Below are 14,700 nucleotides of genomic sequence, written 5' to 3'. Positions count from 1 at the left end.
GAATAAAATATCATTTTTTTTCAAAAAAAACCTAAATGTACCTATAAATTAATAATAAAAAATGATTAGATTTGTCTGATTAATATTATAATGAAAAACATTATGAAGAAACTCTTTACCTCTTTAATTCTGTTTCTCTGTTTGATTTGTACAGGCTTTGTATCCAAAGTCTCGGCTCAGGCAGGTCAGATCGGGACCGGAACGGGTACCTCAGTGTATCTCCCTATACGTTCCTATTATGGGTATAGTTATTCCCAGCAGATTTATACTGCATCGGAAGTTTCGACGGCTATTGGTACGTCGACCTATATCACGGCAATAAGGTTTTATTCTACCACCGTTGCAACCTCTCAGGATGTGTATAAGGATTGGGTAGTATACATGGGAAACACCACCCAGAATAACTTTGCCTCCCTTACAAACTGGATTCCATTAAGTGCATTAACTCAGGTGTATGCCGGGACTTTGCCTACTTTAACCAATGGAAACTGGGTTACTCTTCAATTGGCTACGCCATTTTTATGGAATGGAACAGACAATCTTGTGGTTGCTGTAAATGAAAAAACTCCAGGCTACGCATCTTCACCAGGTACGGCTTGGGGATCTTATAATGCAGGAGCAAATAGAGGTATGATTTATTACGAAGATACTACAAATCCGGATCCGGCTGCACCACCAACAGCAAAGGACAGACTTGCAGATATCCCTCGTGTACAGTTTGAAAGTCATGCACTGCCGGCTTGTTCAGCAGCACCTCCTACTAACATTACAGTTTCAAACCTTACAACAACTTCAGCTAATGTAGGCTGGTATCTGTCTGCAGGTGCTACGTATGTTGTAAGATACAGACTTTTATCCGGAGGACCGTGGACAACAATTAATGTCACAACTCCTTTAGTCGGAAACCAGATTATTAACGGATTAACGGAGCAGACGGCATACGAAGTTCAGGTAGCTACTGTTTGTGGAGGCTCTACAGGAACCTTCTCTCCGAGTGTGAACTTTACAACTCCGGCATTAAGCTATTGTGCTTCTGCCGCTACAAGTACTTATATTGATGGATATATTGGCCAGGTTGCAGTGAATGCACAGGGAGCGCCTTCCATGATGAGTAACTCTGGTCAAAGTGGTTATACAGACTATAGTACAGATCCTACAAGATTGGTTACTTTGGTAAGAGGTGGTTCAGCTACTGTTTCTGTATCAAAAGTATGGCCGGATTATCAGTATAGCTTCTTAACAGGAGTTTGGATTGATTATAACCGTAATGGTGTTTTCGAGGCTTCCGAAAGAGTATTAACGTCACCAAGTAATACAACAACTCCGGTTACAGCAACATTTACTGTACCTACTACAGCAAGTGGAAACGTATATACAGGAAACCTGACTACCAAAATGCGTGTGGTAATGAATGAGTATAGCCCAATTAATGCTTGTGGTACTTATTCTTACGGAGAGACTGAAGATTATGCGGTAAAACTTATAGATTTATCAGCATGTACTACAGCTCCACCTTCTAACATTACTGTAAATAATGTAACTCCTTCTTCAGCTAACGTTACTTGGACGTCAACTACAGGAGCTACTTATATTGTAAGATATAGAGTTTCACCTTCTGGTACCTGGCAGCAGATTACTGTAAATACACCTTTGGTAAGTAATCAATTACTTACAGGGTTATTAGAACAGACTGCTTATGAGGTTCAGGTAGCTACTGTCTGCGGAGGTACTACAGGAGCGTTCTCACCAAGTGTGAACTTTTCAACTCCGCCTCTTACGTATTGTACGGCAGGTCCATCAAGCAATACGGCTACCAGCGGATATATTAATAATGTAACTGTTACGCCTACAAATACTCCTATTATGTTGAGTAATTCCGGGTCAGACAATTATAAAGATTATACACCAGACCCTACAAGAGTAGTTATCTTTGAAAGAGGTTCTGCAAATAATAAAATTTCTGTGAACAAATACTGGTCAGGTACTCCTGTATCTTATGGAGTTTCGGCATGGGTAGATTTTAACAGAAACGGAACATTTGAAACCAGCGAGAAAATTCTTAATAGCACATATAGCACAACCACTCCTGTAACAGCTACTTTTGCTGTACCTACAGTGGCAAGTGGAAATGTTTATACAGGAACTCTTCCAACACGTATGCGTGTAGTAATGAGATATTACGACAATGCTAATGCGTGTGGAACATTTACACAGGGAGAAGTAGAGGATTATGCAGTTAAATTTGTAGATTCTCAGCCTTGTTCTACAGCTCCTCCAACAAATATTGTGGTGAACAACGTTGCTGCAACTACAGCTACTGTATCATGGGTTTCTACTGTTGGAGCTACTTATACCGTAAGATGGAGAGTGGCACCAAGTGGAGCCTGGCAGACTGCTACAGTTCCTGCAGGCCAGAACTTCTATGGAATTACAGGTCTTACAGAACAGACGAATTATGAAGTTCAGGTTTCTACAACATGTGGAGGTTCTACGGGAGCTTACTCAGCATCAGTAGCATTTACTACACCGCCATTGTCTTATTGTCCAATGACAGGTACCGGAACCAATGACCATATTTCAAATGTGACAGTTACCTCTTCGAACCTTGGAGTTCCGGTAATGAATAATACTTCAGTACAGACTAACTATATCAGTTATACTACGCCTGAGACACTTATTACTTTAGATGTCAATTCTCAAAATAATAAAATCTCCGTATCAAAAGGCTGGACTGGAGCCACAGGAAATGATGCTGTAACAGCCTGGATTGACTTTGACAGAAACGGACAGTTTACGGATGCTGAGAGAATTTTAATTTCTCCTGCCAACACCACAACTCCAGTTACTGCTACTTTTGCAGTTCCTTCAACTGCTTACACAGGACCATTAACCACTACCATGAGAGTTGTAGTGAAGCGTACAAGTGCTCCTGTTATTTGTCAGAATGCAATTGACGGAGAGGTAGAAGACTACAGAGTAAAAATAAGACCTTGTAGTAATGCAACACCAAATGCCCCTACATTTACTACTACCCATACATCAGCTACTGTAACCATTACAGGGGCAGGCGTAAGCTATGTGGTGAGATACAGAGTTCAGGGTACAACAGCTTGGACGGAAGTATATGCTTCTACGTTACTAGGAAACCTTCCATTGGTAATTAATGGATTGACCCCGGCTACCACTTATGAAGTAGAAGTAGCAGCTATTTGTGGTGACATTGTAGGAACGGCAACACCAATTAAAACATTCACAACAAGATGTGATCCTACCCCTCCAAATGTGATGGTAAGTAATATTACTCCAACAACCGCACTGATTACATGGGCACCGCTTGCAGCAAGCTCTACGTACACAATGAGATGGAGAAAAGTAGGAACTACCACATGGAATATCATAAGTTTACCGGCAGCGCCTGCCAACACTTATGTATTAGGAAGTGTAACAGCTTTAGAGCCATATACAACGTATGAAGTTCAGATTGCTAACCAGTGTAATGGTGAAACAACATTGAATCCATATTCTAACCCTAAAGTATTTACCACAGAAAGAATATGCGAAATTCCGCCTCCGGGATTAACAATTACTCAATTGCTTCCTACATCAGCGGCTATCCAGTGGGATCCGTTCCCGGGAGCAACTTACGTTCTCAGATATAGAAAAGTAGGTATTCCAAGCTGGACAGAAGTACCATCAATCGTAAATAACTTAGTATTGACAGGTCTTACTGAATTAACAAAATATGAAATGCAGGTAGTAAATATCTGTAACGGTACCCCAGGAAATTATACGCCTCCATATTACTTCACAACACCGACAGTAATCTACTGTAAGATGAAAGGTGAAAATTCTACAGGCGAGCATATTTCTAAAGTTACGGTGAAGCCAACTGGTAAGAAAACAATGGAGAATGAATCGGGCGCTTCTACGTATACAGATTATACAGGAGTCCCTAAAACATTCATCGAAATGATCCAGGGTTCAACAGACAATGAGATTATCATTGAGAAGAAATGGACAGGAACTACTTACAACGAAGGAATTGCTGTTTGGATTGACTTCAACAGAAACGGGGAATTTGATATCAACGAAAGAGTATTTACTTCTTCACCAAATTCAAACAGTCCTGTATCAGGAAAGTTCAATGTACCGGCAGATGCCTTTGTAAGTATGACAGACTATAAGTATGTAGTAATGAGAGTAGCAATGTCAAGAGACGGAATTCCAGTAAACTGTGCCGACTTCAAGAACGGAGAAGTAGAGGATTACACGGTAAGAATCTCTAAACCAATCACTGCTAACCCGATTGACCAGACAAGTATCATGATTTATCCTAACCCTGTAAGTTCAGTATTGTTTGTGAAGAATATCAGCAAGAGAGCTAAATATACGATCTACAATGCAGCAGGACAGGTAATCGCCAATGGTATCTTACTGAACAACCAGATCAATGTAAGCAAATTGATCAACGGTATTTATGTGATCGATATTGAAGATAACGGTAACACTGTTCAGAAGAAATTTATCAAAGAATAGATACGTTTAAATTTCAAAATAGAATAAGCCTCCAGAAATGGAGGCTTATTTTTTGTAAAAATACCCGATTTTTTTTGAGAAATTCCATAAAATTGGGGTTTTAAAATGGAGATAATTTATTTGAGTTATTCTTTTATTCATTTATGATAATGATTTACTTAATCTAATTGGTTATTGATAAAAATATGATTAATTTTGTAAAGATTAACATATATATCTAACCAAAACATTATGAAGAAACTCTTTACTTCTTTAATTCTGTTTCTCGGTTTGATCTTTGGGCTCTCATTACATGCCCAGGTCGTAACCATTGGAACAGGAACCAGTACGCAGCGATATCCTTTGACACCCTATTATGGGTTTCAGAGATCTGCATCGCTATATACTGCTGCAGAAATAAACACTCCTGGTGGAGGCAGTATCTTATCCGTAGGATGGGAGGCTACCGCAACCATGAATATTACCTTCCCGGTAAAAGTTTATTTAAAATCCGTGCCATCCACTACTACAGCCATTACGGCTCAAAGCTGGAATACGGTAACTACTGGAGCCACTTTAGTATATAGCGCGAATGTAACCAGCCTTGCAGTAGGGTGGAATACACTTCAATTACAGCTTCCATACACCTACAATGGAACGGATAACCTAATGGTTTTAGTTGAAACCAATTATGGAGGATCCGGAGGAGGTTCCGGAACTGCTGGCGCAGGCTTTAAATATAGTACTGCAACAGCAGGTCACATGTATTTTGAAGCAGACACAACTGCTCCTACAGGGAATGGAACAATAAGTGCGAACAGACCTAATGTTCGATTAACTTTTGGTACAGCACCTACATGTTTACCAATGCCTCCAGGCGGAACTTTATCCACAGGAACAATAACACCTACGAGTGCAGTATTGAACTGGACAGCGTATTCATCTGTGCCTGCGGGTGGATATGATATTTATTACAGTACCACAAACACTGCTCCAACAGCAGCAACGGTACCGTCACAAAACGTTCCTTCCGGAACTACAGCAACTCTTTCACCGTTAGTGCCTAACACTACGTACTATGCGTGGGTGAGAGCAAAATGTAGTGCTACAGACCAAAGTACATGGTCTGGACCCGTAACTATTACTACACCTCCAACCTGTCCGCCAATGCCTACAACGGGAACTTTATCCACAGGAACAATAACACCTACCAGTGCAGTCTTAAACTGGACGGCTTTTGGATACGTACCTGCAGGAGGGTATGATATTTATTACAGTACAAGTAACACAGCTCCAACAGGAGCGACTGTACCGTCACAAAACGTTCCATCCGGAACTACTGCAACACTTTCTCCACTTACTCCTAACACAACATATTATGCATGGGTAAGAGCAAGATGTAGCGCAACAGATCAAAGTGCATGGAAAGGACCTCTTTCTTTCTATACAGGATATTGTATACCTACAGGAGGTACTTCAAGTACTTCATATTACCTGAATAATATTACAACAACAGGAGGTATTTCCAACTTGAATTATACAGCAAACAGCTATGCGGCATATGTAAATAACTCAGCTACTGTGTTTTCTGCAATTCCTAGTACTTCTGTTACTGTTAATCTGGCTACGTCAGGAACTAGTACTTACTATCATTATATTTGGGTTGACTGGAATAATGATATGAGTTTCACCGGGCCTGGAGAAACTATCCTTGCTACCACCACTTATGCGGCAACAGCTACCGGAACAATCCCAATCGCGGCAGGACAGGCTCCTGGTAATTACAGAGTAAGAATGGGAACATCCTGGTTAGGAAGCATTACTCCATGTGGGCCTGCTGCTTATGGTAACTATGTGGACTTTACATTAAGTGTTATTGCTTTACAGCCATGTTCTGCTGCACCGCCAAGTAATATTGCGGTTTCAAACCTTACAGCAAGTACAGCGCTTGTATCATGGATTCCTGCAATAGGAGCAACATATATTTTGAGATACAAAAAAGTAACTGATGCTACATGGACTACCATTAATATTACAACTCCGCTTACAAGCAGCCAGTTATTAAGTAATTTAGTAGATCAGACAGCTTATGAAGTTCAGATGGCTACTATTTGTGGAGGCACTACAGGAGCGTTTTCACCAAGTGTAACATTTACAACTCCGCCATTAACTTACTGTACAGCTAACCCTACAGGGAATACTGGAACAAGCGGATATATTAATAATGTAACTGTTACTCCTACGAATGCGCCTATCATGTTTAACAATTCGGGATCGGATGGTTACAAGGATTATACAACAGATCCTACGAAAATGATTATCCTGGAAAGAGGTTCAGGAAATACCAATAAAATTTCTGTAAACAAATACTGGCCAGGTTCCAGCAGCTCTTACGGAATCTCAGCTTGGATTGACTTTAACAGAAACGGAACATTTGAAACCAGTGAGAGAGTTCTGAATACTACCGCGAGTACAACTACTCCTGTAACAGCTACTTTCCCTGTTCCTACCATTGCAAGTGGAAATGTATATACAGGAACTCAGCCAACACGTATGCGTGTGGTAATGAGTACAAGTAGTACAAATACTCCTTGTGGAACATTTACACAAGGTGAAGTGGAAGATTATCCGGTAAGATTTGTAGATTCTCAGCCTTGTTCTACAGCTCCTCCAACAGGTATTACCGTAAATAATATCTCTGCAACTAATGCAACTGTATCATGGATTTCTACTGTTGGAGCCACTTATACTGTAAGATGGAGAGTGGCACCAAGTGGAGCTTGGCAGACTGCTACAATTCCTGCAGGCCAGAACTTCTATGGAATTACAGGTCTTACAGAGCAGACGAATTATGAAGTTCAGGTTTCTACAACATGTGGAGGTTCTACGGGAGCTTACTCAGCATCAGTAGCATTTACTACACCGCCATTGGCTTACTGCCAAATGACTGGTTCCGGAACCAATGACCATATTTCGAATGTGACAGTTACCTCTTCGAACCTTGGAGTTCCGGTAATGAATAATACTTCAGTACAGACTAACTATATCAGTTATACTACGCCTGAGACACTTATTACTTTAGATGTCAATTCTCAAAATAATAAAATCTCCGTATCAAAAGGCTGGACTGGAGCCACAGGAAATGATGCTGTAACAGCCTGGATTGACTTTGACAGAAACGGACAGTTTACGGATGCTGAGAGAATTTTAATTTCTCCTGCGAACACCACAACTCCTGTTACTGCTACTTTTGCTGTTCCTTCAACTGCTTACACAGGACCATTAACCACTACCATGAGAGTTGTAGTGAAGCGTACAAGTGCTCCGATTATGTGTCAGAATGCGGTAGATGGAGAAGTGGAAGACTACAGAGTAAAAATAAGACCTTGTAGTAATGCAACACCAAATGCCCCTACATTTACTACTACCCATACATCAGCTACTGTAACCATTACAGGGGCAGGCGTAAGCTATGTGGTGAGATACAGAGTTCAGGGTACAACAGCTTGGACGGAAGTATATGCTTCTACGTTACTAGGAAACCTTCCATTGGTAATTAATGGATTGACCCCGGCTACCACTTATGAAGTAGAAGTAGCAGCTATTTGTGGTGACATTGTAGGAACGGCAACACCAATTAAAACATTCACAACAAGATGTGATCCTACCCCTCCAAATGTGATGGTAAGTAATATTACTCCAACAACCGCACTGATTACATGGGCACCGCTTGCAGCAAGCTCTACGTACACAATGAGATGGAGAAAAGTAGGAACTACCACATGGAATATCATAAGTTTACCGGCAGCGCCTGCCAACACTTATGTATTAGGAAGTGTAACAGCTTTAGAGCCATATACAACGTATGAAGTTCAGATTGCTAACCAGTGTAATGGTGAAACAACATTGAATCCATATTCTAACCCTAAAGTATTTACCACAGAAAGAATATGCGAAATTCCGCCTCCGGGATTAACAATTACTCAATTGCTTCCTACATCAGCGGCTATCCAGTGGGATCCGTTCCCGGGAGCAACTTACGTTCTCAGATATAGAAAAGTAGGTATTCCAAGCTGGACAGAAGTACCATCAATCGTAAATAACTTAGTATTGACAGGTCTTACTGAATTAACAAAATATGAAATGCAGGTAGTAAATATCTGTAACGGTACCCCAGGAAATTATACGCCTCCATATTACTTCACAACACCGACAGTAATCTACTGTAAGATGAAAGGTGAAAATTCTACAGGCGAGCATATTTCTAAAGTTACGGTGAAGCCAACTGGTAAGAAAACAATGGAGAATGAATCGGGCGCTTCTACGTATACAGATTATACAGGAGTCCCTAAAACATTCATCGAAATGATCCAGGGTTCAACAGACAATGAGATTATCATTGAGAAGAAATGGACAGGAACTACTTACAACGAAGGAATTGCTGTTTGGATTGACTTCAACAGAAACGGGGAATTTGATATCAACGAAAGAGTATTTACTTCTTCACCAAATTCAAACAGTCCTGTATCAGGAAAGTTCAATGTACCGGCAGATGCCTTTGTAAGTATGACAGACTATAAGTATGTAGTAATGAGAGTAGCAATGTCAAGAGATGGTATCCCTGTAAACTGTGCTGACTTCAAGAATGGAGAAGTAGAGGATTACACGGTAAGAATCTCTAAACCAATCACTGCTAACCCGATTGACCAGACAAGTATCATGATTTATCCTAACCCTGTAAGTTCAGTATTGTTTGTGAAGAATATCAGCAAGAGAGCTAAATATACGATCTACAATGCAGCAGGACAGGTAATCGCCAATGGTATCTTACTGAACAACCAGATCAATGTAAGCAAATTGATCAACGGTATTTATGTGATCGATATTGAAGATAACGGTAACACTGTTCAGAAGAAATTTATCAAAGAATAGATACGTTTAAATTTCAAAATAGAATAAGCCTCCATCATTGGAGGCTTATTTTTTTATAATACCTTGGAAAGATAATCCTCAGAAATTATTTTTTAGCCGAAAAAAACTCGTTAGAAAAGTTTCTAACGAGTTTTTATTTATTCAATACTGAAAATTACTTTTTCAGTCTGTTCTTTTAATTCTTCCAGATTGGTATTGTTATAGATGATGCAGTCTGCCATTTTAATTTTGTCCCTTTCAGGCATTTGCTTTTCCATGACAGTCTCTACCTCGCGGTAGGTTTTGTTATCTCTGTCCATTACTCTTTTAATTCTGATATTGTCCTCAGCTGTCACCAAAAGAGATTTATAACATTGTCTGTTGAGTTTGAGTTCAAACAATAAAGCTGTTTCTTTAAAAACTAAATATTTGCTTTGTTTCTTTACCCAATTTTCAAAATCAATCTTTACCGCAGGATGTATGATTTCATTTAAATGCTGAAGCAAATCTCTGTTATTAAAAACTTTATCGGCAACAAATTTTCTGTCATACAATCCGTTTTCATCATAAGAATCTTCACCCAGAAGTTCTTTGATTTTTATTTTCAGCTCTTCGCTTTCATTAACGATTGCTTTAGCTCTGTCATCGGAATAATAAACCGGAAAACCGAATTCCTCTATAAAACGGGCTACTGTAGTTTTTCCTGAGCCTATTCCGCCTGTTAAGCCTATAATCTTGGGTGCTGGTTCCGGTTCCGCCTGTTGTGTTTCTGAATATAATTCTTCCATGATTTAAAATTAATATCCAAAAACATCATTAAAGCTAAACGTCTCATCAAGTCTTACTCCTTTTTCGGTCATTTTAAGACTTGCCAGTTCATTGTGAGCATCATGTTCAAAGAACAGTAAATATTCATTGTCTACACACTGCTTCAGGAACTTTCCTTTCTCTTCCATTGTTAAAAGAGGTCTGGTATCATATCCCATTACATATACCGGGTTGATGTGTCCTGCCGTAGGAATAAGATCCGCAGCAAAAACAATAGTTTTTTCCTGGTATTGGATTACCGGAAGCATCTGCTTTTCTGTGTGGCCGTCTACAAAGATCACATCCATTTTCAGATCCGGAGCAAAACCGTAGTTTCCGGTTGTCGGAAGAGGTAAAAAGTTAAGCTGGCCACTTTCCTGCATCGGCATAATATTTTCCTTCAGGAAGCTTGCTTTTTCTCTTGCATTAGGTTCTGTTGCCCATTGCCAGTGGTTTTCATTAGTCCAGAAGCTGGCATTTTTGAAGGCAGGTCTGTACCCCGTTCTGTCGTCATTCCATTCAATAGCACCCCCACAGTGATCAAAGTGAAGATGAGTAAGGAATACATCCGTAATATCTTCCTTTATAAAACCGTATTTTTTAAGATTTTTATCAAGAGTATCATCTCCCCAAAGAGAATAGTGTCCGAAAAATTTATCATCCTGTTTGTTACCAAGACCGCAGTCTACCAGGATCAGTTTTTTTCCGTCTTCAATAAGCAGGGAACGGGTTCCCAGCTCGATCAGGTTTTTTTCGTCTGCAGGGTTCGTTTTTTCCCACAGACTCTTTGGGACGACTCCGAACATAGCACCGCCGTCCAGTTTAAATTTTCCACATTGTATTGGATATAACTTCATATGTCTATTTTGATTATTTTTTTATTGCTTTCATTTTCTCTGCAATTTTTCTTGCGTTATCATCAGCTTGTTCAAGCTGAGTAATGATATTGTTGAAATCATGCTCTTTTCTGTTCTGAGAAAGTTTTTGTTTGATGAATATTTCAGTTGGAATGATTTTAATCCCAAAAGCTCCCTTCATTTCCTTTTCTACAAATTCCTTTCCCATATCTTTTACCATCATCGGGCATTGCTGAAAACTTTCGTATTTGGATGTTAATTTATCCAAATGGGCATACAGTTCATCGTGGTTCATTAATTCAACTTTTCCATGGATTTGTACCGCTTCATAATTCCAGGTGGAAACATTAATATGATCATACCAGCTGCTGGATATATAAGTATGAGCACCTAAAAAATCACAAAGAACTTCATCACCGTTTTTTAAGGTTTTAGCCTGCGGATTGGCCCTTGAAATATGAGTTTCAACATAAATATTTTCAGGATCATCTTCATTGAGCATCATCATAGAATGAGTGGCTCTTATCTTATCAACAGAAGAGATCAGTAATGCAAAAGAATTTTCCTTGATGATATTTCTCATCACATCAAAATCTTCACTTCTGTATAATTTCGGTATAAACATATAAACTAAAATAAATTCTTATTAACCTTAAACCTAGAATTCAAAACTTTGAATTAAAATAGCTCTCCCGGATTTTTAGGTCTTGTAATATTTAAATGTTTGTAAGCCTTGTCGGTAACTTCTCTTCCTCTCGGAGTTCTGATAATAAATCCTTCCTGGATCAAAAAGGGTTCATAAACTTCTTCCAGAGTTTCCGGATTTTCGGCAATGGAAGTTGCCAAAGCAGAAATACCTACCGGCTTTCCTTTAAAATTTTCAATCATGACACGCATGATCTTATTGTCCATTTCATCCAGCCCGAATTCATCTACATTCAGAGAATTTAATGCGTATTTGGTAATATTGATCTCAATTTCACCATTCCCTTTGATCTCCGCGAAATCACGTACTCTTCTTAATAATGCATTCGCAATCCTAGGCGTTCCACGGCTTCTTCTTGCAATTTCAATGGCAGCATCTTCATAAATAACCACTCCTAAAACCCTTGCACTTCTCTGAATAATTGTTGACAAAAGCTCAATAGAGTAGTATTCCAGCCTGCTTTGAATCCCAAATCGTGCAAGCATTGGCTTTGTAAGCATACCACTTCTTGTAGTAGCACCTACCAATGTAAAAGGATTCAGTCCAATTTGTACACTTCTGGCATTGGGACCTGTCTCCAGCATAATATCAATCTTATAATCTTCCATCGCTGAATACAGATATTCCTCTACTACAGGAGAAAGACGGTGAATTTCATCAATGAAAAGAACGTCATTTTCTTCCAGATTAGTCAATAAACCAGCTAAACTTCCAGGTTTGTCCAGTACAGGACCTGAAGTAATCTTACAGTTTACTCCAAGCTCATTCGCGATAATATTGGCTAACGTTGTTTTACCCAATCCCGGAGGACCATGTAATAAAACATGATCTAGCGCTCCGCCACGTCTTTTAGCAGCGGTAACAAAAACCTCAAGGTTCTCCAGCGTCTTTCTCTGTCCCGCAAAATCTTTAAAGCTCTGGGGACGGATCTGTTCTTCCTGCATCAGCTCCTCTCGTGAGTAGTTTTCCTTATCTGGATGTAAAAAATCTGGCATTAATTCATTTCATTTACTTCAAAGATAGCAAATTTCGAGTAAGGTTGAAGGGCAGATTGAGAAAACGTTAAGATTGATACAGAGGTTTAAGGCAAGGTTGAAAATGAGAACAGCTAAGATTTAAATAATTGGGATATTTTAAGTATTTTTGAGAGGAGAAATTATTAATAAAAATTAATAAAATTTTGAATGTTTAGAAAACAAGTGTTGAAAGAAGAATCAATCAGCATGAATCTAAATATTACGACTAACTTTAAATAAATGAAATTAATAGGACCATTTAAGCAAGTGGTAACGCTTGCTAACTTACCATTAAGAGGAAAACTTTCCGATGAACAACTGGAAATTATTGTAGACGGAGGAATTGTAGTAGATCAGAATACCATTCAGAAAGTTGGACATTTTGAAACATTAAGAACAGAAAATCCCAGCATAGAAATTGAACAGATTGAAGGAGAACAGATTGTTCTTCCTGCTTTTATAGATTCACATACCCATATCTGCTTCGGAGGAAACCGTGCCAATGATTTTGCCATGCGTAATGCGGGGAAAACCTATCTGGAAATTGCAGAAAGCGGCGGTGGAATCTGGAGTTCCGTACAACATACAAGAAATGCTTCTGAAGAAGAGTTATTGAAAACTCTTGTTGAAAGAATCAACTTTTTGGTTGATTTGGGAATTACCACCATTGAAGTAAAAAGCGGTTACGGTCTGGATGTAGAAAATGAACTGAAAATGCTTAGAATTATAAAAAAGGCACAGAACGAAACTAAGGCAACTTTAGTTCCTACCTGTCTTTCAGCCCATTTAAAACCAAGAGATTTTGAAGGAAGCAATCCCGAATATCTGGAATATATTATCACAGAAATTTTACCGAAAGTAAAAGAAGAAGAATTGGCCAATAGAGTAGATATTTTTATTGAAAAATCCGCATTTCAGCCTGAAGAAAGTAAGGAATTTTTGCTTAAAGCGAAAGATTTAGGTTTTGAGATCACAGTTCATGCAGATCAGTTTACGCCTGGAAGCTCAAGAATTGCAGTGGAAGTGGGAGCGAAGTCTGCAGATCATTTGGAAGCGACAATAGATGAGGATATTCAGTTTCTGGCAGAATCCGATACGGTGGCAACAGCACTTCCGGGAGCAAGTTTAGGATTGGGTGAGAAATTTACTCCGGCAAGAAAATTATTAGATGCAGGCGCTATTGTAGCCATTGCAAGTGACTGGAATCCCGGTTCTGCACCCATGGGAAATTTAATTACCCAGGCATCTATTTTAGCCACTTTCCAGAAGCTTACTACAGCCGAGGTATTGGCAGGAATGACCTTCCGTGCAGCTTATGCATTGAATTTTGAAGATAGAGGGCAATTGGAAGCCGGAAAAAAAGCAGATTTTGTCACTTTCAAAACTAATAATTTCCAGAATGTACTGTATAATCAGGGAAGCCTAAGTGCGGAATCTATTTATATTGACGGAAATAAAAAGTAATACAAAACATAACTATGAAAATTAAATTAGAAGAGATTAAAGATAAATATGTCTCTCTTGGTATTGCAGAAAAAAATGTTGATTATGCATTAAATGCTGTAAAAGCAGGCACGAAAAAAGACTTTATCATGAAGAATTTGACTTCAGATATTAGAAAAGTGGATAAAGCTACAGCCAATAATATGCTGGATGAAATGTTTGCTGCAAATGGAGGAGAATTTAAGTATGAAAATAGAGGAGGATATCTTTATTCTACCTTTTATTTAATCGCTATTGTTGGTTTAGGCGTTGTGACTTTTTATTTTAGCAAAGAAAATAGAAGCATGCAATTTAAATTCGGTGGTGCTTTATTACTGTTTATTGTTTTATTTTTCAGAACATTTATACCTACCATCAGAGGAAGGTTTAGAGAATAATTTAGATT

At 38.9% G+C, this 14,700-nt stretch carries 8 protein-coding genes; 4 read left to right on the top strand and 4 right to left on the bottom strand.

All coding sequences use genetic code 11. The annotated features are described in order from the left end of the window. The first annotated feature begins 102 nt into the window (after positions 1 to 102). Together CLU97_RS18725 and CLU97_RS18720 are read left to right on the top strand one after the other, a co-directional pair. Positions 103 to 4,536: a GEVED domain-containing protein gene (locus CLU97_RS18725; RefSeq protein ID WP_183084613.1), complete on the top strand. Its 4,434-nt coding sequence runs from the start codon at positions 103 to 105 to the stop codon at positions 4,534 to 4,536. A gap of 231 nt (positions 4,537 to 4,767) precedes the next feature. Further along, positions 4,768 to 9,447 (top strand): GEVED domain-containing protein, encoded by a 4,680-nt coding sequence (locus CLU97_RS18720; protein WP_121489272.1) that lies wholly within the window; start codon positions 4,768 to 4,770, stop codon positions 9,445 to 9,447. Between the two features lie 137 nt (positions 9,448 to 9,584). On the opposite strand, the gene coaE is transcribed toward CLU97_RS18720, so the two are convergent. From coaE to ruvB, 4 genes are read right to left on the bottom strand one after another with little or no spacing between them, the layout of a single operon-like run. Continuing rightward, positions 9,585 to 10,214 (bottom strand): dephospho-CoA kinase, encoded by a 630-nt coding sequence (coaE, locus tag CLU97_RS18715; RefSeq protein ID WP_121489271.1) that lies wholly within the window; start codon positions 10,212 to 10,214, stop codon positions 9,585 to 9,587. A gap of 9 nt (positions 10,215 to 10,223) precedes the next feature. Next, complete coding sequence (locus tag CLU97_RS18710) at positions 10,224 to 11,090, bottom strand: MBL fold metallo-hydrolase (RefSeq protein WP_121489270.1); 867 nt, start codon at positions 11,088 to 11,090, stop codon at positions 10,224 to 10,226. A gap of 13 nt (positions 11,091 to 11,103) precedes the next feature. Continuing rightward, the gene (locus CLU97_RS18705) at positions 11,104 to 11,715 is read right to left on the bottom strand and encodes an FMN-binding negative transcriptional regulator (protein WP_121489269.1); all 612 of its coding nucleotides are present in this window, start codon (positions 11,713 to 11,715) and stop codon (positions 11,104 to 11,106) included. A gap of 53 nt (positions 11,716 to 11,768) precedes the next feature. Beyond that, positions 11,769 to 12,791 carry a Holliday junction branch migration DNA helicase RuvB gene (gene ruvB / locus CLU97_RS18700; RefSeq protein ID WP_047425136.1) on the bottom strand — a complete coding sequence of 341 codons (1,023 nt, stop codon included), beginning with the start codon at positions 12,789 to 12,791 and terminating at the stop codon, positions 11,769 to 11,771. Between the two features lie 261 nt (positions 12,792 to 13,052). On the opposite strand from ruvB, the gene hutI reads away from it, so the two are divergent. Then, complete coding sequence (gene hutI / locus CLU97_RS18695) at positions 13,053 to 14,276, top strand: imidazolonepropionase (protein WP_121489268.1); 1,224 nt, start codon at positions 13,053 to 13,055, stop codon at positions 14,274 to 14,276. Between the two features lie 14 nt (positions 14,277 to 14,290). Beyond that, positions 14,291 to 14,692, top strand: coding sequence for a hypothetical protein (locus CLU97_RS18690; protein WP_121489267.1), 402 nt, complete (start codon positions 14,291 to 14,293; stop codon positions 14,690 to 14,692). Positions 14,693 to 14,700: the final 8 nt, after the last annotated feature.

The sequence above is a fragment of the Chryseobacterium sp. 7 genome (assembly GCF_003663845.1).
Lineage (GTDB): Bacteria > Bacteroidota > Bacteroidia > Flavobacteriales > Weeksellaceae > Chryseobacterium.
Note: the sequence above shows the minus strand (reverse complement) of the source record. Positions and strands in the feature narration are given on the sequence as shown.